Origin of the sequence: Streptomyces sp. V4I2, assembly GCF_030817655.1 — a bacterium.
Classification (GTDB): Bacteria; Actinomycetota; Actinomycetes; order Streptomycetales; family Streptomycetaceae; genus Streptomyces; species Streptomyces plumbiresistens.
In genome coordinates this window covers 7,269,907-7,288,724 of the sequence record NZ_JAUSZM010000003.1, presented here as the reverse complement: position 1 = coordinate 7,288,724, position 18,818 = coordinate 7,269,907, and the positions used below count along the sequence as shown (strand labels likewise).

Genomic DNA, 18,818 nt, shown 5'->3' with positions numbered 1-18,818 from the left:
TCAAATTTCGGCGGCTTCTGGGGCCTTTGACCAAGTCTTTGGCAAGTGGTCCGCGAGTTAGCCACCCAAAAGGGGTGTCATTCTCCAGATCAAACACGCATCCGCTCGATGACACACCGCTTCGGCCCCTAGGATTCCCCCTATCACCTCACCGGTCTCATTCGACAGGAACCCCATGAGCGACACTTCCCCCTACGGCTTCGAGCTTGTGCGGCGTGGGTACGACCGCGCTCAGGTGGACGAACGCATCTCGAAGCTCGTCTCCGACCGTGACAGCGCTCTGGCCCGTATCACTGCTCTGGAAAAGCGCATCGAGGAGCTTCACCTCGAGACGCAGAACGCCCAGGCACAGGTGACCGACGCCGAGCCGTCGTACGCCGGCCTCGGCGCGCGTGTCGAGAAGATCCTCCGCCTCGCCGAGGAGGAGGCCAAGGATCTGCGCGAGGAGGCCCGGCGCGCTGCCGAGCAGCACCGCGAACTTGCCGAGTCCGCGGCCCAGCAGGTTCGCAACGACGCAGAATCGTTCGCTGCGGAGCGCAAGTCCAAGGCCGAGGACGAGGGCGTCCGGATCGTCGAGAAGGCCAAGAGCGACGCTTCGCAGCTGCGTTCGGAGGCTCAGAAGGACGCGCAGTCGAAGCGCGAGGAGGCCGACGCTCTCTTCGAGGAGACCCGCGCCAAGGCCGCGCAGGCCGCCGCCGACTTCGAGACGAACCTCGCCAAGCGCCGCGAGCAGTCCGAGCGCGACCTGGCGTCGCGTCAGCAGAAGGCGGAGAAGCGCCTCGCGGAGATCGAGCACCGCGCGGAGCAGCTGCGCCTGGAGGCGGAGAAGCTGCGCACGGACGCCGAGCGCCGCGCCCGCCAGACCGTCGAGACGGCGCAGCGCCAGGCCGAGGACATCGTGGCCGACGCCAACGCCAAGGCGGACCGGATCCGTTCGGAATCCGAGCGGGAGCTGGCGGCTCTCACCAACCGCCGCGACTCCATCAACGCCCAGCTGACGAACGTGCGCGAGATGCTCGCCACGCTCACGGGCGCCGCGGTGGCCGCCGCCGGCACGCCGGCCGACGACGAGCCGATCTCCCGGGGTGTCCCGGCTCAGCAGTCCCGGTAAGCGTGTGCCGTAGTACGGCTGTGACGCAGTAAGGCAAAGGCCCGCATCCTCCGCGAGGGGGGTGCGGGCTTTCGCCTTTCTTGCCCCGCTCGTCGGTCTCCGTTTGCCCACACGATTGGCATCCGCCGAACCCCGCCCCTAGCGTGGGTCGCATGATCGAGCTCGAGGGACTGACCAAGCGGTACGGCGAGAAGGTGGCGGTCAACAACCTGACCTTCACCGTCAGACCGGGCATCGTGACGGGCTTCCTCGGGCCGAACGGCGCCGGCAAGTCGACCACCATGCGGATGATGCTCGGGCTCGACCGGCCGACCGCCGGGGACGTCCGTATCGACGGCAAGCACTACGACCAACTGAAGGACCCGTTCACCTACATCGGCGCCCTGCTGGACGCGAAGGCGATGCACGGCGGGCGCAGCGCCTTCAACCACCTGCTGTGCCTCGCGCAGAGCAACGGCATCCCGAAGAAGCGGGTGCACGAGGTGCTGGACACCGTCGGGCTCACGGCCGTGGCGAAGAAGAAGGCCAAGGGCTTCTCGCTCGGCATGGGGCAGCGGCTCGGCATCGCGGGGGCGCTGCTGGGCGATCCGCGGATCCTGATGTTCGACGAGCCGGTCAACGGCCTCGACCCAGAGGGCATCCATTGGATCCGCAACCTGATGAAGTCGCTGGCGGCGCAGGGCCGTACGGTCTTCGTCTCCTCCCACCTGATGAGCGAGATGGCGCTGACCGCCGACCACCTGGTCGTCATCGGGCAGGGGCGGCTGCTCGCCGACACCTCCATGGCCGACTTCATCGCGCAGAACTCGCGGTCGTACGTCCGGATCCGCTCGCCGCACCGCGAGCGGCTGCTGGACGTGCTGCACAGCGCCGGGATCACCGCCGTGGAGACCGGCAACGGCACGCTGGAGGTCGACGGCACCAAGCCCGAGTACATCGGTGAACTGGCCGCCCAGTACCAGATCGTGCTGCACGAGCTGAGCCCTCAGCAGGCCTCCCTGGAGGAGGCGTTCATGCAGCTGACCGCGGAGTCGGTCGAGTACCACGCACACGCCGACACGCCCTTGGAGCAACCGCAGTGGGGCGACGGCTGGAAGGGGAACTGACCATGGCGGCGATCCAGGTCGTCCGGTCCGAGTGGACCAAGATCCGGTCGGTGGCCTCCACCGTGTGGACGCTCTCCCTGGCGGTGGTCGTCACCATCGCCCTCGGCATGCTGATCTCGGCGCTGTCGAAGAACGAGTTCGACACGATGAACCGCGACGACCAGCTCTCCTTCGACCCGACGTTCATCAGCTTCGCGGGCATGAGCCTCGGTCAGCTCGCGATGATCGTGTTCGGGGTGCTCGTCGTGTCGAACGAGTACAGCACCGGCATGATCCGCACCTCGCTGGCCGCCGTACCGCAGCGCGGCACCTTCCTCTTCAGCAAGATCGCGGTCGCGACCGCGCTCTCGCTGGCCGTCGGCCTGGCCACCAGCTTCGTCGCCTTCTTCCTGGGGCAGGCGATGCTGGGCACCCACAAGGCGCAGATCGGCGACTCCGGTGTGCTGCGCGCGGTCATCGGCGGCGGTCTCTACATGACCCTCATCGTGATGTTCTCGATGGGCGTGGCCGCGATGCTGCGCTCGCCGATGCTGTCGCTGGGCATCCTGATGCCGTTCTTCTTCCTGATCTCCAACATCCTCGGCAACGTCGACGCGACGAAGAAGATCGGCCGCTATCTGCCCGACCAGGCCGGCAGCAAGATCATGCAGGTGGTCCCCCCGATCGACGACGACACTCCGTACGGCCCCTGGGGCGGCCTCGGGATCATGGCGCTGTGGGTGCTCGCGGCGCTGATCGGCGGTTATGTCCTGTTGAAGAAGCGGGATGCGTGACCGCTCTGGGCTTTGCTTCGATTTGAGCGGAACCGTCAGCGCCCCGATAAGCTCCTAACCCTTACGGGGGGCGTGTGCCCCGCTGTCCTGAACCTTGCGATGGGTGCGGAGCATGATCGAGGCAGTCGGCCTGACCAAGCGCTACGGCGACAAGACCGCTGTGTACAACCTTTCCTTCCAGGTGCGGCCCGGTGCCGTCACCGGATTCCTCGGGCCCAACGGCTCGGGCAAGTCGACGACGATGCGGATGATCCTCGGCCTGGACAACCCCACCTCGGGGCAGGTGACGATCGGCGGCTATCCGTACCGCAGGCTGCCGAACGCGCCCCGGCAGGTCGGCGCGCTGCTCGACGCCAAGGCCGTGCACGGCGGCCGGGCCGCCCGCAACCACCTGCTGTGCCTTGCCCAGCTGTCCGGCATCCCGGCCCGGCGGGTCGACGAGGTGCTCGGTGTGGTCGGCCTCCAGGACGTGGCCAGGAAGCGCTCCAAGGGCTTCTCGCTCGGCATGGGGCAGCGGCTCGGCATCGCCGCGGCGCTGCTCGGCGACCCGCAGGTGCTGCTGTTCGACGAGCCGGTCAACGGGCTCGACCCCGAGGGCATCCTGTGGGTGCGCAACCTCATGAAGGCGCTCGCGGCGGAGGGCCGTACGGTCTTCGTCTCCTCGCACCTCATGAGCGAGATGGCGGTGACCGCCGATCACCTGATCGTGATCGGGCGCGGGCAGCTGCTCGCCGACATGAACATCAAGGACTTCATCTCGGCCAACTCGGCCGACTTCGCGCGCGTCCGTACGCCGGAGACCGACCCGCAGCTGCGCGAGAAGCTGTCGTCCGCGCTCACCGAGGCGGGCGCGCACGTGATGCCGGAGCAGGACGGGGCGCTGCGCGTGACGGGACTGCCGCTGCCGCGCATCAGCGACATCGCGCACGACACCGACGTACGCCTGTGGGAGCTGTCGCCGCACCAGGCCTCGCTGGAGGAGGCGTACATGCGGATGACGCAGGGCGCCGTCGACTACCGCTCGACCATCGACCAGAAGACCGGGCTCCAGCAGCCGCTGCCGCCGGGCGCGCAGCCGCCGATGCCGGTACCGGGGCAGGGCCAGCCGGGCTGGTACGCCCCGCCGCCGCCCCAGCAGGGCGGGCAGCCGTTCTCCATGCCGCAGGGGCAGCAGCAGATGCCGCAGGCGCAGCCGCCCGCGGGCCCGTACGGCGCTCCGGGCGCCGCTCCGGGCCCCGGCGCCGGTGCGCCCAACCCGTACGCCCCGCAGGCCCCGTACGCTCCCCAGGCACCGCAAGCCCCGCAGACACCGCAAGCACCGCAGGCACCCCAAGCACCGCAAGGACAGCCCTCGCCCGCCGCGCAGCCCGCCGCGCAGCCCGCCGCGCCTGCCCCGGGAGCCCCTGCCCCCGCCTCCTCCGCCCCTGCCGCCGACCCGAACAAGCCCGAGGACGCCCGATGAGCACCCCGCAGCCCCAGATGCCGCAGGCCGCGCCCACCACCTGGCAGGCCTCGTCCGGACCGTCGTACCCCACGTACACCTCGCCGATCCCCGTGCTGCGTACGCACCTCGGGCACGCGATCGCCTCCGAGTGGACCAAGATCCGGTCGGTGCGCTCCACGATGTGGACGCTCGGCGTGTTCGTGCTGCTCGTCATCGGCATCGGGCTCGCGGCCGGCGCGCTGGTCGCCTCGAACTCGGGCGAGGAGAGCCTGGCGGGCGAGAACCCGCTGTCGTTCGGCTTCTTCGGGCTGCTCCTCGGCAGCATGTGCATCATCACGCTCGGCGTGATGACCACGGCCTCGGAGTACGGCACCGGCATGATCCGGACCACCATGGTGGCCTGCCCCTCGCGCGGCCGGGTCCTCGCCGCGAAGGCGATCGTGTTCTTCTCGGTCGCGTTCGTGGTGACGCTGGTGTCGGCCCTGCTGGTCGCCCTGGCGGACGTCGCCATGCTGGAGGGCGCCAAGGAGCCCTCCGCCCAGGAGTGGCTGAAGGGCACGGTCGGCATCTCGTTCTACATCGCGCTGCTCGGCCTGCTCTCGCTGGTGGTCGGCTCGATCATCCGGCACTCGGCGGGCGCGATCACCATCATGATCGGCCTGGTGCTGGCCCCGCTGGTCATCGCGCTGTTCATGTTCTCGGCCTCGCTGGAGGACCTGCGCCAGGCCCTGTTCGAGTACTCCATCCCGAACCAGCTCAGCGTCTTCTACTCCAACTCCCTCACCGAGACGGGCCCGTCCGGCTGGGACCCGCTGTGGATCGCCCTCGGCGTCACGGCCGCCGCGTTCGCCGGCGCCTTCGCGCTGCTGGAGAAGCGGGACGTGTAGGCCACACCGACAACGGGGCTCTCAGAACCTCGGCGCGTTACGGGACCGCTGCACCCGCGTGGTGCGGCGGTCCTTCGCGTTCCAGCACGCCTTGTGCCAGTGGCGGCGCTCGTCGACGCCCGAGTGCGCGGGCCAGGCCACGACGTGCGGAACGCCGTCCGGGATCAGCTGCTCGCAGCCCGGGCAGCGGTACGCCTTCCCCTGGGCGCTCGCCCCGGCCACATGACGCACGCTCCACTGGTCGCCCTGCCAGTCCTCGGCGGACTGGAAGCCGCCGTAGCGGCCGGAACGGTCGTCCTCGGCGCTCCGGCCGGACGAGCCTGACGAACCAGCTCCCTTGGGTCGGTTGCGACGCGGGGACACGGGACACCTCACGGGGCTATACAGGGAGCATGGGCTGTGTCCAGCCTACGCGGCACGGACGGGGGTACGCGTAGGGAACCAACCCCCACAAGTCCCCCTCCACCGCGCCTCATTCTGCAGACAATCCGCAAATCTCTTCGCCAGGCCGTGTCCTCGGCACGTGTCAGACGGTTATGCCGGGTGGGGGAGCTCCGCGTCGGAGCCAAGGAAGCAGGAAATGCGATGCACGTAGGAAGTTTCGTGTTGGCGGCCCAGTTCCCGGGGCAGGGCCAGGGGGAGGCGCTGCACCGCGCGGTCCGCTCGGCCGAGGTCGCGGAGGAAGCCGGCCTGGACGCGGTCTGGCTGGCCGAGCACCACTTCGTGCCGTACGGCACCTGTCCGTCCGCGGTCACGCTGGCGGCGTTACTGCTCGGCCGCACTCGTCGCATCCGGGTCGGCACCGCCGTCAGCGTGCTGCCCACCACCCACCCCGTGGCCCTCGGCGAACAGGCCGCGCTGCTGCACCTGACGAGCGGCGGGCGCTTCTCGCTGGGCGTGGGGCGCGGCGGACCGTGGGTCGACCTGGAGGTCTTCGGCGCGGGCCTCGAAGCGTACGAGTCGGGGTTCCCGGAATCACTCGATCTGCTGGTGCGCTGGCTGCGCGAACCCTCGGTCGCGGCCGCCGGCGAGCGGTTCACCTTCCGCGAGGTCCCTGTCGTACCGAGGCCGTCGGAGGCGCTGACGGAGGCCTCGGGCCCCGAGGTCGTCGTCGCGTGCACCTCCCCGGCGAGCGTGCGGCTGGCCGCCGAGCGCGGACTGCCGATGCTGCTCGGGATGCACGTGGGGGACGAGGAGAAGGCCGAGATGGTCGCCCTGTGGCGCAGGCTCGCGCGGGCGGCGGGGCGTTCGCCGGAGGAGGTCCTCGGCGCGGGCCATGTGTCGGCCGGCGTCTGCCAGATCGCGGACCGGCGTACGGACGCGGTGGAGACGCTGACGAAGGCGATGCCGGGCTGGCTGAAGCAGGGTCTCGGCGCCCATGTCACGGTGGACGGCCGCGAGCGTTCGATGCGCGACCCGCTGGCGTACACCGAACTGCTCTGCGGACTGCACCCGGTGGGCACCTCGCGACTGTGCGCCGACCGGCTGGCGGCGACCAGCGAGCGGACCGGCGTCACCCGGTTCGCCCTGCTCACGGAGGGCTCGGGAGACCTGGCGGCCACCGAGGAGAACATCCGGCGGCTGGGTGCCGAAGTCATCCCGCAGCTCGGCTGAACCGGGCCGTCGTCAACCGGCCTGTCCGGCGGGGAGCTTGCCGCCCCGGTACGAATGCACCTCCCGTGTACGGAGCGGCAAGCAAGCGGCTCACCGCGTCAGCAGTCCCGCAGTTCCGGGGACTGGTTCAGCAACTGGTTGCGTGCCGAGGTGAAGCGGGCCAGCGTCTCGTCGACGGAGGAGTCCAACGGGAACACCGCCACCCGGTGGCAGTTCTGGAACGCCAGTCGTACCCCGAAGTGCCGTTGCAGCGCGCCGCGTATCGCGTCACTCGCAAGCGCACGCAGCAGCTGACCGCGTGCCTGCTCGTCCGGCGGGGGCGTCTGGTTGTCGGCGAACGCTCCGCCGTCGACCTTCAGCTGGGCCACCAGGGAGCTGATCATCTCCCATGCGTAGGGCAGGGAGGTCCGGACGCAGTCGACGAAGGCAGCTTCGTCGACCTCGCCTCGCTCGGCCTGTTCGAGTAGGGCCGGTGAGACGTCGAGCGACATGGGTTCTCCTCTCGCACCCCCGGTCAACAGGGGTTGCCGGACAGATAAAGGGAGCTCGCGACACCGAGCACGCTGCGTACACAACTCGCGACCTCCCGTTTACTACGGTAAGCAACGGACGGTGACGGCACCAGGAGAATGCGTACATGCGGAGACCTCATTAGGCACACAATCGGCCACAACCGAACAGGTATGTTCCGGGCCGAATCGCGTGCACTGGGGCCCGTCGAGTAGCGTTGCCGACCATGCGTCTCGTCATCGCCCGGTGCTCCGTCGACTACGCCGGCCGGCTCACCGCCCACCTCCCCTCCGCCCCCCGTCTCATCCTGGTGAAGGCGGACGGCAGCGTCTCGATTCACGCGGACGACCGGGCCTACAAGCCCCTGAACTGGATGTCGCCGCCCTGCACGCTGAAGGAGGGTTCCGGCGAGGAGGAAGGCGTCTGGACCGTCATCAACAAGGCGGGCGAGAAGCTCATCATCACGATGGAGGAAGTTCTCCACGACTCCTCGCACGAACTGGGCGTGGATCCCGGCCTGATCAAGGACGGCGTAGAAGCACACCTCCAAGAGCTCCTCGCCGACCGCATCGAGACCCTCGGCGAGGGCTACACGCTCATCCGCCGCGAGTACATGACGGCCATCGGCCCGGTCGACATCCTGTGCCGGGACGCGGCCGGCCAGACCGTCGCGGTGGAGATCAAGCGGCGCGGCGAGATCGACGGAGTCGAGCAACTCACCCGCTACCTCGATCTGTTGAACCGCGATCCCCATCTCGCCCCGGTCCGCGGCGTCTTCGCCGCCCAGGAGATCAAGCCGCAGGCCCGCGTCCTCGCCACGGACCGCAACATCGGCTGCACGATCCTCGACTACAACGCCCTGCGGGGGATCGAGGACGACAAACTGCGGTTGTTCTGACCGTCATTCCGCTACGACGTGAAGGGCCCGGTCCGTTTCCTCGGACCGGGCCCTTCCGCGCTGTGCGTGTGCCTGTGTCTGTGCCTGTACGGCGTCAGATCACCGACCCCGAGCTGCTCGGCGTGCCCGCCTCGCTGGACTGCGGGGCGCCGGCGGAGCTGCTGGACTCCACCGGTGAGGATGCCGGGCCACTGGCCGAGTCGGAGGTCGACGGGGTGGTCGTGGGCGTGGGCGTCGTGGGCGTGGGCGTCGGTGTCGGCGTCGTCGGTGTCGGTGTCGGGGACGTCGGAGTCGTCGGCGGCTTCGAAGGCGACGTCGGCGGCTTGGACGGGGACGGCGGCGGAGTCGTCGGCCTGGACGGCGTCGACGATCCGGTGCTCGACCCCTGCGTCCCGCTCGGCCGGTCGGACGGCTCGGCCGCTTCCGTGGGCGTCGGGTCGTCGGAGGTGCCGTACGTGCCGTCGGGGCCCGGGTCCGTCGGCCGGCTGGTCGCCGGGCCGGTGTCGCCGGAGCCGTCGTCGTTCTTCGGCACGTCCGCGCCCAGGCTGCCGTCGTTCAGGCCCTGGCTGGCCGACGGGTTGACGCCGACCTGGTCGGACGGGTTGTTGGCGTCGTTCTCGGAGGTCGCCCCGAGCGTCACCACCGTGCCGAGCACGGCCACGAGGAGCGCGCCCGCCCCGGCCGCCACGAGATTGCGCTTGGCGAGGCCCTTGAGGCCGCCCCGGGCCTTGTGCGACGCCGGGGACGACCCGGCGGCCCCGTTGGACCGGGGCGCGGAGGACGACGGGGACGACGCCTGGTAGGTGACCAGTGTGGAGCTGTCCGCGGGCCGCTGAAGCTGCGGGAACGCCGCCGGGACGCCGCCGGGAGGCGACTGCGACTCCTCGTACCGGGCGTCCGGCACCTCCTCCCCCGCCATCGCGGCGAGGCCGGGCACGGTGCCCGAGCGGTCGGCGACCAGGGCGAGGGCACGGCGTCCGGCGACGGCACCGCGCTTGTCGGCCAGGGCGCCGCGCATGCCGATGGACGACTCCAGTTCGGCACGCGCCCGGTCGAGCTGTCCCCCGCAGAGCGCGAGGATGCCCAACTCGTGATGGAAATAGGCCTGTTCCGACACGTCCCCGGCGAGCCCGGAGGCCTCCGCCCCGGAACGCAGCGCCCGCTCCCAGGCACTCCAGTGCCCGCCCGCGGCGAATGCCGGTGCCGCCGTGCGGGCCAGCAGCACGGTGACGCTCTCCTCGTCCTCGGCGGGCGGGGTCGTCCCCGGCACGAGCAGTCCGAGGGCGGCGAGCACGGCGTCCGCCTCGGCGCACACCCGCTCCGGGGTGACCGAGGGGTGTCCGGCCCACCAGGCGTAGTGCTGGGCGGCGGTGCGGGCCTGGGCCTCGATGTCGTCGCCGTACCCGGCGGCCTCCAGCTGGGCCTGGACACCGGCGGCGAGGCGGTAGCGGGCGCCGACCGGGGAGACCAGGCCGCAGGAGGCCAGTTCACCGAGGGCGGCGTCCGCGTGGGTGTCGCCGACGAGGGCGGGCAGGTGCGCCTGGTGCGGCACCTCGCCGCCGAGCGCCACGGCGAACCGCAGGGTGGCGCGCGCCGATTCGCTGAGCCGGGCGGCGAGCAGCGGGGCGGGCGCGGCGGCCTCGCCGAGCGCGGGCAGGGGTACGTGCTCGCGCTCGTCCGGGTCGGTGGACGAGTCCGAGGAGGTGTCGAAGGGCGCGTCGAACGGTGCGTCGACCGGTGTGGCGTCCGCGAAGACGCCGAACTCGTCGACGGCACCGGCTCCGGCCCGCAGCCGCTCGCGCTGCCGCAGCAGTGCCCCGGCCTGCACGAACCGCAACGGCAGGCCCTCGGACTCGAACCAGAGGTCTCCGGCCCAGTTGGCCTCCTCCTCCGCTGAGGACGCGGCCGACGGCACGCTCCAGGAGCTCCACGCCGTCGGCGCGCTCCAGGCCGCCGAGGAAGACCTCTTCGAGCGCGGAGTCGGCGGACGGGGCGGGCACGTCGGGCGTGGCCGCGACCAGGAAGGCGCACTCGGGCGTGGCGTCCAGCAGCTCGTCCAGGGCGGCGCCGCCGAACTCGACGTCGTCGAGGACGACGACCGCGCCGATCTCACGGACGTAGGAGAGCAGTTCGTCCCGGTCCGGGCGGTGCAGGGGCGCGTTGTGGACGGCGTAGAAGAGGTCGTGGAGCAGGTCGCTCGACGTGCGGTGGAAGCCGCTGAGGCGGACGACGCCATCGGGGGCGAGGTCTGCGCAGTCCTCGGCGACCACGTCGAGGAGGCTGGTGCGGCCGGAGCCGGCCGGGCCGGTGAGGCGTACGGAGCGGCCGCGGGCGAGCAGCCGTACCAGCCGCTCGCGCTCGTCCTGGCGGGCCAGGAGCGGCAGCTCGGGCTGGGCCGGTCCGGGCGGGACCGGCGGCCCGGCCGCGCGGGCGACCTCGGCGCGTTCGGCCGGACCGAGCTTCTCGGGACGGTCGGGGCGCTCGCCCGGCGGGCAGGCCTCTATCTCGCTGCCGTCGACGGGGTTGACGGTGAGCAGGTAGTCGCCCGCGACGAGCTGCACGGTGCGGGCGAGTGCGGGCGTGTGCTGTGCGAAATCGGATGCGAGGGGATCCCTCGGCGGACGTCGGCCGGACGCATGGGCGTCACCGTCGTGGCCGTACTCCTCGGGCTCCCGGCTGTTCGGGTCCATAGGTTTCAAGCCCCCCAAAAGCGTCGTGTGCCAGATCCGGCCCCTCCCGGCCTGTTGCACACCGCGCTGTCGCTTCTGGTCCGGGCCCGCTAGAGGGAAATCAGCAGCGGGCGACCGAACCCTAAACCTTCGCACAGTATCTACGACAGCCCGGGGTCCCGCGCCGTCCGAGACGTCACAGTCTCGTGAGGATTGCGCGCGTCGTGTGGTTCGCAGCCGGAACGTCCGGCCGCCTGGCCCCATCGGTACCGGGCGTCACACCCGGGGCAGTGCCTCCATCCCGATGCCGCCCTCGATGGCGAGGATCCGGTGCAGTCTGGTGGCGACCAGCAGGCGCTGCATCTGCAGCGGTACGCCGCGCAGCACGAGCCGTCGCCCGCAGCGGCCGGCGCGCCGGTGTACCCCCATGATCACCCCGAGGCCGGTGGCGTCCCAGGAGTCCAGCTCGGACAGGTCCAGCACGAGATCGCCGACTCCGTCGTCGACGGCCGTGTGCAGGACCGTACGGGCGTCCGCCGCGCTGCGGACGTCGAGGCGGCCCCCGACGACCAGCTCGGCGTGGTCGCCCCTGATGTACATATGCGCTCCCCGTGCGTCGTCTTGTGCTCCGCGGAAGTGAAAGGCCGGTGATGCAACCTCTGACTGCGTTGGGCGGTCAGAGGTTGCCGTTTGTAAGCGAACCGATACCGAATTCACCCATGGGTGTGATGCCCCAGGGGCATGTGCGGTTTCAGTGCTTGTAGAAGCCCTGCCCGCTCTTGCGCCCGATGTCACCGGCGTCAACCATCCGGCGCATCAGCTCTGGTGGGGCGAACTTCTCGTCCTGGGATTCGGTGTAGATGTTGCTGGTGGCGTGCAGGAGGATGTCGACGCCGGTGAGGTCCGCCGTGGCGAGCGGTCCCATGGCGTGGCCGAAGCCCAGCTTGCAGGCGAGGTCGATGTCCTCGGCGGTGGCCACGCCCGACTCGTACAGCTTGGCGGCCTCGACGACGAGCGCCGAGATGAGACGGGTCGTCACGAACCCGGCCACGTCCCGGTTGACGACGATGCACGTCTTGCCGACGGACTCGGCGAACTCCCGCGCGGTGGCGAGGGTCTCGTCGCTCGTCTTGTAGCCGCGCACCAGCTCGCACAGCTGCATCATCGGGACCGGTGAAAAGAAGTGCGTGCCGACGACCCGCTCCGGGCGCTCCGTACCGGCCGCGATCTTGGTGATCGGGATGGCGGAGGTGTTGGAGGCGAGGACGGCGTCGTCGCGGACGATCTTGTCGAGGGCACGGAAGATCTCGTGCTTGACTTCGAGCTTCTCGAAGACGGCCTCGACGACGATGTCGGCGTCGGCGACGGCGTCCAGGTCGGTGGTCGCGGTGATCCGGGCGAGGGCGGCGTCGGCGTCGTGCGCCTCGAGCCTGCCCTTGCTCACGAACTTGTCGTACGAAGCCTTGATGCCGTCGGTGCCGCGTTTGAGTGCCTCGTCGGTGACATCGCGCAGGACGACGTCCCAGCCCGCCTGCGCGGAGACCTGGGCGATCCCGGAACCCATCAGGCCGGCGCCGATGACGGCAAGCTTCCGTGCCACTGTGCGACTCCCCTTTGACTGCACACAAGCGCTCACACGCTGTTCAAATTGCCTCTCCGGCGGACCATAGCGAAGGTGAGGGGCTGTGTGACCGGTAAGTAATGCGCGTCACGTCTCATCTGACGGACATCACACCGGCCCGGCTCAGCGCTCGCCCCGGACGGCGTAGTTGAGCACCTTCTCGCTCAACAGCTCCTCCATGTGGTCGAGAAGCACGAGCACCTCTCGTGACACTTCGTCCGGATTGCGCCCGGCGACCATCTCGCGGCCGATGACACCCATGACCGTGTGATGGACCCAGTTGATCTGACCGGCCATCAGGGTGGGGATCGGGTCGTCGGTTGCGGCGCCCGTCTCCTCGCGCAGGGTCGCCTCCAGGTTCTCCTGGACCTCCTGCTGGATGCTCCAGAGCCGGGAACGGAGCGGGGGCGAGTCGTGGATGACCCGCATGAACCGTTCGTAGCCCTCCATCAGGCCGACCCGGGGCGAGACCGCCTCGACCTCGTCGCGCAGTTCCCGCAACACGGCCGCGGCCGCCGACTCGCCCACGTCACGGGCGCGCACCCAGCGCGAGAGCCGGCCGACGACGCCCTTGCTGCGATCGAGGAAGAGATCTTCCTTGGTCGGGAAGTAGTTGTAGACGGTGTTCACGGAGACGTCGGCCGCCTCGGCCACGTCCGCGATGGTCACCGTCATGAAGCCGTGCTCCAGGAACAGCCCCGTCGCGATGTCCGAGATGCGTTGCCTGGTCTCGCGCTTCTTCCGCTCCCTGAGTCCCTCTGCCATGCCCGGATCCTAACCGTTCTTGGGCTCCCTCAAATTTTGGGGCCGTTGCAAAATTTAAGGGACTCTGTTTTTCTGGGGTCATGGCAATCATCAGTACGGCCGGTCTGGCCCGTACCTTCCAGACGAAACTCGGCCCGGTGGAGGCCGTGCGCGGCGTGGACCTGACCGTCCGCGAAGGGGAGATCCTCGGCTTCCTGGGCCCGAACGGCGCCGGGAAGACCACGACCCTGCGCATGCTGACCACCCTGTTGGCCCCCACCGGCGGCGTGGCCACGGTCGCCGGCTGCGATCTGGCGACCGACCCGGGCGGAGTGCGGCGGGCGTGCGGTTATGTGGCGCAGTCGGGCGGCGTCGACCCGCAGATCAGCGTGCGGGAGGAACTGGTCACCCAGGGGCGCCTCTACCGCCTGACGAAGGATCAGGCCGCGGGACGCACGGAGGAGTTGGCTCGCGATCTGGACCTGACCGATCTCCTCGACCGCAAGGCCGGCGCGCTCTCCGGCGGGCAGCGCAGGCGCCTGGACATCGCCATGGCGCTCACCCACCGCCCCAAGGTCCTCTTCCTCGACGAGCCGACGACGGGCCTCGACCCCGGCAGCCGCGCCGACCTGTGGGACCTGGTCCGCCGACTGCGCGACGAGCACGGCACGACCGTCTTCCTGACCACCCACTACCTCGACGAGGCCGACGCCCTCTCCGACCGCCTGGTCGTCGTCGACCAGGGCGTGGTCGTGGCGGAGGGCACCCCGAGCGCGCTGAAGCTGCGGTACGGCGGCTCGATCGACGCGTCCCTGCAGGACACGTTCCTCGCGATCACCGGCCGCGGTCCCGCCTCGGCCGACGCCGCCCCCGTAGCCGTATAAGAATCCCCAGCCGTATAGGAATCCCAAGAGATGCTGCTCCACGACACGGCCCTCATCTACGGCCGCTACCTCCGCCAGTCCCTCCGCTCCCGCTTCGCGCTGCTCTTCGGCGTGCTGATGCCGCTGCTGTACCTGGTGTTCTTCGGCCCGCTGCTGACCGGTCTGCCGTTGGGCGAGCGCGGCAGCTCCTGGCAGCTGCTGGTTCCCGGGCTGCTGCTCCAACTCGGCTTGTTCGGGGCGTCGTTCGCGGGCTTCTCGGTCATCATCGAGAACGGCCAGGGCGTGGTCGAACGCATGCGGGTCACGCCCGTCAGCCGCCTGGCCCTCCTCCTGGGCCGCGTGCTGCGCGACGCCACGGTGTTCGTCTTCCAGGCGGTGCTGCTGGTGCTGGCCGCAGTGGTGATGGGCCTGCGCGCGCCCCTGGCCGGCGTACTGATCGGCTTCGCGTTCGTCGCGCTGCTGACGGTCTCCCTGGGCTCGCTGTCGTACGCGCTGGCGATGAGGGTCCGCACCCCGGGGGAGTTCGGCCCCTTGATCAACGCCGTGAGCATGCCGTCCATGCTGCTGTCCGGCCTGATGCTGCCGATGACGCTGGCTCCGGGCTGGCTGGACGTCCTCTCGCACTTCATGCCGTTCCGCTATCTGGTGGACGCGGTGCGGGACGCGTACGTCGGCTCGTACACCTCGACGGCCATGCTGTACGGCGTCCTGGTGGCCGTCGGCCTCGTCGCGCTGTCCGTGACGGTGGGCACACGGGTCTTCCGGACGTCGGGCGCGTAACTACTCTGACCTCATGGTCAAGCTGACGCGCATCTACACCAGGACCGGCGACAAGGGCACCACCGCCCTCGGCGACATGAGCAGGGTCGCCAAGACCGACCCGCGGATCTCCGCGTACGCGGACGCCAACGAGGCGAACGCGGTGGTCGGAACGGCGATCGCGCTGGGCAACCTGGCCGAGGAGATCGTCACGGTCCTCACCCGCGTCCAGAACGATCTGTTCGACGTGGGTGCGGACCTGTCGACGCCGGTGGTCGAGAACCCCGAGTTCCCGCCCCTGCGGGTGGAGCAGTTCTACATCGACAAGCTGGAGGCGGACTGCGACCGCTTCAACGAACAGCTGGAGAAGCTCCGCTCCTTCATCCTGCCGGGGGGAACCCCGGGCGCGGCCCTCCTCCACCAGGCCTGCACGGTCGTACGCCGGGCCGAACGGTCGACCTGGGCGGCGATGGAAGTACACGGCGAGGTGATGAACCCCCTCACCGCGACCTACCTCAACCGGCTGTCCGACCTCCTGTTCATCCTGGCGCGGACCGCGAACAAGGACGTGGGAGACGTCCTGTGGGTGCCGGGCGGCGAACGCTGAAGAAACCCACCCCAGCCGGGAGTCCGGGGACATCCCCGGAAGATCCGGCATCCTCGCCCGGACGACGAACAAGGCCGCAGTCGACGTCCTGGGGGTGCCGGGCGGCGAACGCCGAGAAAACCCACCCCGGCCGGAGCCCAGGGGTCCCCACCGGCGGATCCAGCATCCTGGCGCGCACCGTGAACAAGACCGCGGGGCGATGCCCTGGGGGTGCCCGGCGGCGAACACCGAGTAAACCCACCCCGGCCGGAGCCCAGGGGTCCCCACCGGCGGATCCAGCATCCTGGCGCGCACCGTGAACAGGACCGCGGGGCGATGCCCTGGGGGTGCCCCGCGGTGAACGCTAGCGCGAGCGGAGGCGTGCCGTTCGGTACAGCCCTGTGGCGATGAGCACGCCCCCGACGCACATCATCACCATGCCGACCTTCGTCAGGGTGACGCCCGGGACCTCCACTCCCCTGGTGAACAGCCACAGCACCAGGCCGGCCACGAAGGTGCCGGCGCCTTCCAGCAGGTTCTTCGACGCCCGGTTCATCGGCGGGCACTCTCCTTCGGGGAGGTGAACCGCTGCCCGTCCTCGGTCCCGGCCGGCGCCTTCTTCGGCCAGATCAGGTAGGCCAGCGCGACCAGGCCGTGGATGCCGGCGGTCCTGAGCGCGGCCCCCTGGAAGGACCGCAGGGACGAGACGTCGCCGGAGCCGCCGACGTACCAGACCGCCCCCTGGAGCAGGGCGCACGCCACCGCCGCGGCCAGGAGCGTACGCAGCCACAGGCGGCCCTCGTGCCGGGCCCGCGGCATGCCGTACCGCGGGGGTCCCACGGGCTTCGGGGCGCCGCCCAGGCGGTGCGCGGCGTGGCCGTCGAGCCAGCGGATCGTGTAGTGGCCGTAGGCGACGGTGAAGCCGATGTAGAGCGCGGCCAGGCCGTGCTCCCAGCTGGGTTCGGCGCCGTTCTTGAGGTCGATCGCCGTGACGACGAACAGGACCAGCTCCAGGACCGGCTCGCACAGCAGCAGCACCACGCTCGTCCGGCGCCGCTTCAGCAGGTAGCGGACGGCCAGGCCGAGCGCCAGCAGCACCCAGAAGCCGACCTCGCAGGCGATGATCAACGCGACGATCACGGTTCGCTCCTCTCGGTCGCCCTTCCAGGCTCCCGGCGCGGTCCGGCGGAGTCGTCGTCGGCGGTGACGAGGTCGCGGTACATCGAAAGATGCAGTTCGGGACCCTTCCCGGGAATCAGGCGTCGGGCAGGCGGGCCGTGTTGGATGGAGTCATGGCCCTGCGACTGCCTCGCCCGCACCGCTTCGACGTGTGTGTCGCCGTCACCGGACTGCTGTGCGGTGTGCTGGTCTGGGCGCTCGGCCTGTACTCCAACCCCGGGCGGGCCCTCCCCGGAGCGTGGGTGCTGGCACCGCTCGCCGTCATGTCGGTCCTGGAGCTGATGCGCCGGACCAGGCCCCAGCTGGCGCTGTCCATCGGGACCGCCATGCTGATCGCCGACCAGTTCACCCGCGGCAACCTCGTCACGGTCACCATGTACACGGACCTGATGTACGCGGCCGCCCTCTACGGCAGCCCGTCGGCCGCCCGCCGCCTGCCCGTCACCACCGGCCTGGTCACCGTGGCCGTGACCATCGGGTTCGTGGCCTGGTGGCGGGTGCCGGAGGCGCTGCTGATCGGGTTCGTGACCGGCGTGGTGTCGTTCGCCCCGGCCGCCACCGGTGCACTCGTCCACTCCCACCGCGACGCCGCCGAGACGGCCCGGCTGCGGGCCGAACAGACCGCGCTGCTCGCCGAGATGGACCGCTCGCAGGCGGTCGTCGCCGAGCGCTCCCGGATGGCCCGGGAGCTGCACGACATGGTCGCCAACCATCTCTCCGCGATCGCCATCCACTCCACGGCCGCACTCTCCCTGGACGACCCCGCGACCTCCCGGGACGCGCTCGGCGTCATCCGCGAGAACAGCGTCGAGGGACTGGCCGAGATGCGGCGGCTCATCGGCATCCTGCGCGACAGCAGCGGCGACCTCGAACCGGCCGCGGCCCCCACGCTCGACGGCCTCGGCTCCCTCGTCGACGGCGCCCGCGCCAACGGCCTCGACGTCGCCCTCGACACCACGTACGGCCCGCTGCCCACGCCGGTCGAGCTCGCCGCGTACCGCATCGTCCAGGAGTCCCTCACCAACGCCCTCAAGCACGCCTGCCCCGGCCGCGTCACCGTGGCGCTCGCCCAGAGGGACGGCTCGCTCACCGTCGCGGTCACCAGCCCGTACGGCGACCGGGACGGGCCGCGCGCACCGGGCTCGGGCGCCGGACTGGTCGGCATGCGGGAGCGGACGGAGCTGCTGGGCGGCACGTTCGAGGCCGGTCCCGAGGGGCCGTTGTGGACCGTACGCGCCACGCTTCCCGTCACCGAAGTCACCGAAGGAGACTCCGCATGAGCCGACCCGTCCGGGTCCTCGTCGCCGAGGACCAGTCCGCCGTCCGGGCCGGACTCGTCCTCATCCTGCGCAGCGCCCCCGACATCGAGGTGGTCGGCGAGGCCGCGGACGGCGAACAGGCGGTGGCACTGGCCCGCGAACTACGGCCGGACCTGGTCCTGATGGACATTCAGATGCCGCGCCTGGACGGGGTGTCGGCAACCCGGCAGGTCGTCGCGGAGGGCCTCGCCGACGTGCTCGTACTGACCACCTTCGACCTGGACGAGTACGTCTTCGGCGCACTGCGGGCGGGAGCCGCCGGGTTCCTCCTGAAGAACACGGAGGCCAAGGACCTCATCGAAGCCGTCCGCACGGTGGCCCGCGGCGAGGGCCTCATCGCCCCGGCCGTCACCCGGCGCCTGATCGCCGAGTTCGCGGCGAAGCCGGTACGGGCGCCGGGAGCCGACCCGGCGGTCCTCGACACCCTCACCCGCCGCGAACGCGAAGTGCTGTCCTGCCTCGGCGAGGGCCTGTCCAACGCGGACATCGCGAGCCGTCTCGACATGGCCGAGGCCACGGTGAAGACGCACGTCAGCCGACTGCTGGGCAAGCTGGAGCTGCGCAGCCGGGTCCAAGCCGCCGTACTGGCGCAGGAGTTGGGGATCTGAGCCAACAGCAGGACTAGTGGTCCAGACCTATTGACCGATGGTCCAGACCTTTCTATTCTCGCGGCACCGTGGGCGTGAAGGCTCAGTCGCGCCCCCAACCCCCGAG

At 70.4% G+C, this 18,818-nt stretch carries 19 protein-coding genes and 1 pseudogene; 12 read left to right on the top strand and 8 right to left on the bottom strand.

What is annotated here, in order from left to right; genetic code table 11:
- Positions 1-175: 175 nt before the first annotated feature.
- From QFZ76_RS34510 to QFZ76_RS34490, 5 genes are all read left to right on the top strand, one after another.
- Positions 176-1,111 carry a cellulose-binding protein gene (locus QFZ76_RS34510; protein WP_266433725.1) on the top strand — a complete coding sequence of 312 codons (936 nt, stop codon included), beginning with the start codon at positions 176-178 and terminating at the stop codon, positions 1,109-1,111.
- A gap of 152 nt (positions 1,112-1,263) precedes the next feature.
- Positions 1,264-2,217 (top strand): ABC transporter ATP-binding protein, encoded by a 954-nt coding sequence (locus tag QFZ76_RS34505; protein WP_307677351.1) that lies wholly within the window; start codon positions 1,264-1,266, stop codon positions 2,215-2,217.
- A gap of 2 nt (positions 2,218-2,219) precedes the next feature.
- Positions 2,220-2,990, top strand: coding sequence for an ABC transporter permease (locus tag QFZ76_RS34500; protein WP_307677350.1), 771 nt, complete (start codon positions 2,220-2,222; stop codon positions 2,988-2,990).
- 112 nt (positions 2,991-3,102) lie between these two features.
- Entirely contained in the window at positions 3,103-4,452 is a 1,350-nt protein-coding gene (locus tag QFZ76_RS34495) for an ABC transporter ATP-binding protein (RefSeq protein ID WP_307677349.1), read from the top strand.
- On the top strand, positions 4,449-5,321 hold the full coding sequence (locus QFZ76_RS34490; protein ID WP_307677348.1) for an ABC transporter permease subunit: 873 nt from the start codon (positions 4,449-4,451) through the stop codon (positions 5,319-5,321). The genes QFZ76_RS34495 and QFZ76_RS34490 overlap by 4 nt, the downstream gene beginning before the upstream one ends.
- Positions 5,322-5,342: 21 nt before the next feature.
- Here the strand turns inward: QFZ76_RS34490 and QFZ76_RS34485 are convergent, their stop codons facing one another.
- A complete protein-coding gene (locus QFZ76_RS34485; protein WP_307677347.1) occupies positions 5,343-5,684 on the bottom strand; it encodes an ATP/GTP-binding protein in 342 nt (113 codons plus the stop codon).
- A gap of 222 nt (positions 5,685-5,906) precedes the next feature.
- Here QFZ76_RS34485 and QFZ76_RS34480 point away from each other — a divergent pair, with 222 nt between their 5' ends.
- On the top strand, positions 5,907-6,935 hold the full coding sequence (locus QFZ76_RS34480) for an LLM class flavin-dependent oxidoreductase (protein WP_307677346.1): 1,029 nt from the start codon (positions 5,907-5,909) through the stop codon (positions 6,933-6,935).
- A gap of 98 nt (positions 6,936-7,033) precedes the next feature.
- Here the strand turns inward: QFZ76_RS34480 and QFZ76_RS34475 are convergent, their stop codons facing one another.
- Positions 7,034-7,426, bottom strand: a complete 393-nt coding sequence (locus tag QFZ76_RS34475; protein ID WP_266433739.1) for an SCO5389 family protein — start codon at positions 7,424-7,426, stop codon at positions 7,034-7,036.
- Positions 7,427-7,671: 245 nt separating this feature from the next.
- Here QFZ76_RS34475 and nucS point away from each other — a divergent pair, with 245 nt between their 5' ends.
- Entirely contained in the window at positions 7,672-8,343 is a 672-nt protein-coding gene (gene nucS, locus QFZ76_RS34470; RefSeq protein ID WP_307677345.1) for an endonuclease NucS, read from the top strand.
- A 94-nt stretch (positions 8,344-8,437) separates the two neighbouring features.
- Here nucS and QFZ76_RS34465 read toward each other — a convergent pair.
- The 4 genes and pseudogenes from QFZ76_RS34465 to QFZ76_RS34450 form a co-directional block, all read right to left on the bottom strand.
- Positions 8,438-11,033, bottom strand: a pseudogene (locus tag QFZ76_RS34465) (ATP-binding protein).
- A 255-nt stretch (positions 11,034-11,288) separates the two neighbouring features.
- A complete protein-coding gene (locus tag QFZ76_RS34460; protein ID WP_307677344.1) occupies positions 11,289-11,612 on the bottom strand; it encodes an STAS domain-containing protein in 324 nt (107 codons plus the stop codon).
- Between the two features lie 151 nt (positions 11,613-11,763).
- Complete coding sequence (locus QFZ76_RS34455; protein WP_307677343.1) at positions 11,764-12,612, bottom strand: 3-hydroxyacyl-CoA dehydrogenase family protein; 849 nt, start codon at positions 12,610-12,612, stop codon at positions 11,764-11,766.
- Positions 12,613-12,756: 144 nt separating this feature from the next.
- Positions 12,757-13,398, bottom strand: a complete 642-nt coding sequence (locus QFZ76_RS34450; RefSeq protein WP_307677342.1) for a TetR/AcrR family transcriptional regulator — start codon at positions 13,396-13,398, stop codon at positions 12,757-12,759.
- 80 nt (positions 13,399-13,478) lie between these two features.
- On the opposite strand from QFZ76_RS34450, the gene QFZ76_RS34445 reads away from it, so the two are divergent.
- Genes QFZ76_RS34445 through QFZ76_RS34435 form a run of 3 tightly spaced genes read left to right on the top strand, consistent with a single transcriptional unit; the run spans position 13,479 to position 15,627 of the window.
- Positions 13,479-14,261, top strand: a complete 783-nt coding sequence (locus QFZ76_RS34445; RefSeq protein WP_307677341.1) for an ABC transporter ATP-binding protein — start codon at positions 13,479-13,481, stop codon at positions 14,259-14,261.
- A 30-nt stretch (positions 14,262-14,291) separates the two neighbouring features.
- Complete coding sequence (locus QFZ76_RS34440; RefSeq protein ID WP_307677340.1) at positions 14,292-15,041, top strand: ABC transporter permease; 750 nt, start codon at positions 14,292-14,294, stop codon at positions 15,039-15,041.
- A 13-nt stretch (positions 15,042-15,054) separates the two neighbouring features.
- The gene (locus QFZ76_RS34435) at positions 15,055-15,627 is read left to right on the top strand and encodes a cob(I)yrinic acid a,c-diamide adenosyltransferase (RefSeq protein WP_307677339.1); all 573 of its coding nucleotides are present in this window, start codon (positions 15,055-15,057) and stop codon (positions 15,625-15,627) included.
- A 343-nt stretch (positions 15,628-15,970) separates the two neighbouring features.
- On the opposite strand, the gene QFZ76_RS34430 is transcribed toward QFZ76_RS34435, so the two are convergent.
- Both QFZ76_RS34430 and QFZ76_RS34425 read right to left on the bottom strand, forming a co-directional pair.
- Complete coding sequence (locus QFZ76_RS34430) at positions 15,971-16,162, bottom strand: DUF5708 family protein (RefSeq protein ID WP_307677338.1); 192 nt, start codon at positions 16,160-16,162, stop codon at positions 15,971-15,973.
- Positions 16,159-16,746: a hypothetical protein gene (locus QFZ76_RS34425; protein ID WP_307677337.1), complete on the bottom strand. Its 588-nt coding sequence runs from the start codon at positions 16,744-16,746 to the stop codon at positions 16,159-16,161. The genes QFZ76_RS34430 and QFZ76_RS34425 overlap by 4 nt, the downstream gene beginning before the upstream one ends.
- Positions 16,747-16,898: 152 nt before the next feature.
- Here QFZ76_RS34425 and QFZ76_RS34420 point away from each other — a divergent pair, with 152 nt between their 5' ends.
- Positions 16,899-18,065 carry a sensor histidine kinase gene (locus QFZ76_RS34420; protein WP_307677336.1) on the top strand — a complete coding sequence of 389 codons (1,167 nt, stop codon included), beginning with the start codon at positions 16,899-16,901 and terminating at the stop codon, positions 18,063-18,065.
- The gene (locus QFZ76_RS34415) at positions 18,062-18,712 is read left to right on the top strand and encodes a response regulator transcription factor (protein ID WP_307677335.1); all 651 of its coding nucleotides are present in this window, start codon (positions 18,062-18,064) and stop codon (positions 18,710-18,712) included. Before QFZ76_RS34420 ends, QFZ76_RS34415 begins: the two co-directional genes overlap by 4 nt.
- Positions 18,713-18,818: the final 106 nt, after the last annotated feature.

Bases quoted from the DNA above. Each gene is read 5' to 3' on its own strand.
- QFZ76_RS34445 (WP_307677341.1), top strand. From the start codon at position 13,479: ATGGCAATCATCAGTACGGCCGGTCTGGCCCGTACCTTCCAGACGAAA.
- QFZ76_RS34495 (WP_307677349.1), top strand. From the start codon at position 3,103: ATGATCGAGGCAGTCGGCCTGACCAAGCGCTACGGCGACAAGACCGCT.
- QFZ76_RS34430 (WP_307677338.1), bottom strand. From the start codon at position 16,162: ATGAACCGGGCGTCGAAGAACCTGCTGGAAGGCGCCGGCACCTTCGTG.
- QFZ76_RS34440 (WP_307677340.1), top strand. From the start codon at position 14,292: ATGCTGCTCCACGACACGGCCCTCATCTACGGCCGCTACCTCCGCCAG.
- QFZ76_RS34420 (WP_307677336.1), top strand. From the start codon at position 16,899: ATGGCCCTGCGACTGCCTCGCCCGCACCGCTTCGACGTGTGTGTCGCC.
- QFZ76_RS34435 (WP_307677339.1), top strand. From the start codon at position 15,055: ATGGTCAAGCTGACGCGCATCTACACCAGGACCGGCGACAAGGGCACC.
- QFZ76_RS34475 (WP_266433739.1), bottom strand. From the start codon at position 7,426: ATGTCGCTCGACGTCTCACCGGCCCTACTCGAACAGGCCGAGCGAGGC.
- nucS (WP_307677345.1), top strand. From the start codon at position 7,672: ATGCGTCTCGTCATCGCCCGGTGCTCCGTCGACTACGCCGGCCGGCTC.
- QFZ76_RS34505 (WP_307677351.1), top strand. From the start codon at position 1,264: ATGATCGAGCTCGAGGGACTGACCAAGCGGTACGGCGAGAAGGTGGCG.
- QFZ76_RS34480 (WP_307677346.1), top strand. From the start codon at position 5,907: ATGCACGTAGGAAGTTTCGTGTTGGCGGCCCAGTTCCCGGGGCAGGGC.
- QFZ76_RS34460 (WP_307677344.1), bottom strand. From the start codon at position 11,612: ATGTACATCAGGGGCGACCACGCCGAGCTGGTCGTCGGGGGCCGCCTC.
- QFZ76_RS34415 (WP_307677335.1), top strand. From the start codon at position 18,062: ATGAGCCGACCCGTCCGGGTCCTCGTCGCCGAGGACCAGTCCGCCGTC.
- QFZ76_RS34490 (WP_307677348.1), top strand. From the start codon at position 4,449: ATGAGCACCCCGCAGCCCCAGATGCCGCAGGCCGCGCCCACCACCTGG.
- QFZ76_RS34450 (WP_307677342.1), bottom strand. From the start codon at position 13,398: ATGGCAGAGGGACTCAGGGAGCGGAAGAAGCGCGAGACCAGGCAACGC.
- QFZ76_RS34510 (WP_266433725.1), top strand. From the start codon at position 176: ATGAGCGACACTTCCCCCTACGGCTTCGAGCTTGTGCGGCGTGGGTAC.
- QFZ76_RS34500 (WP_307677350.1), top strand. From the start codon at position 2,220: ATGGCGGCGATCCAGGTCGTCCGGTCCGAGTGGACCAAGATCCGGTCG.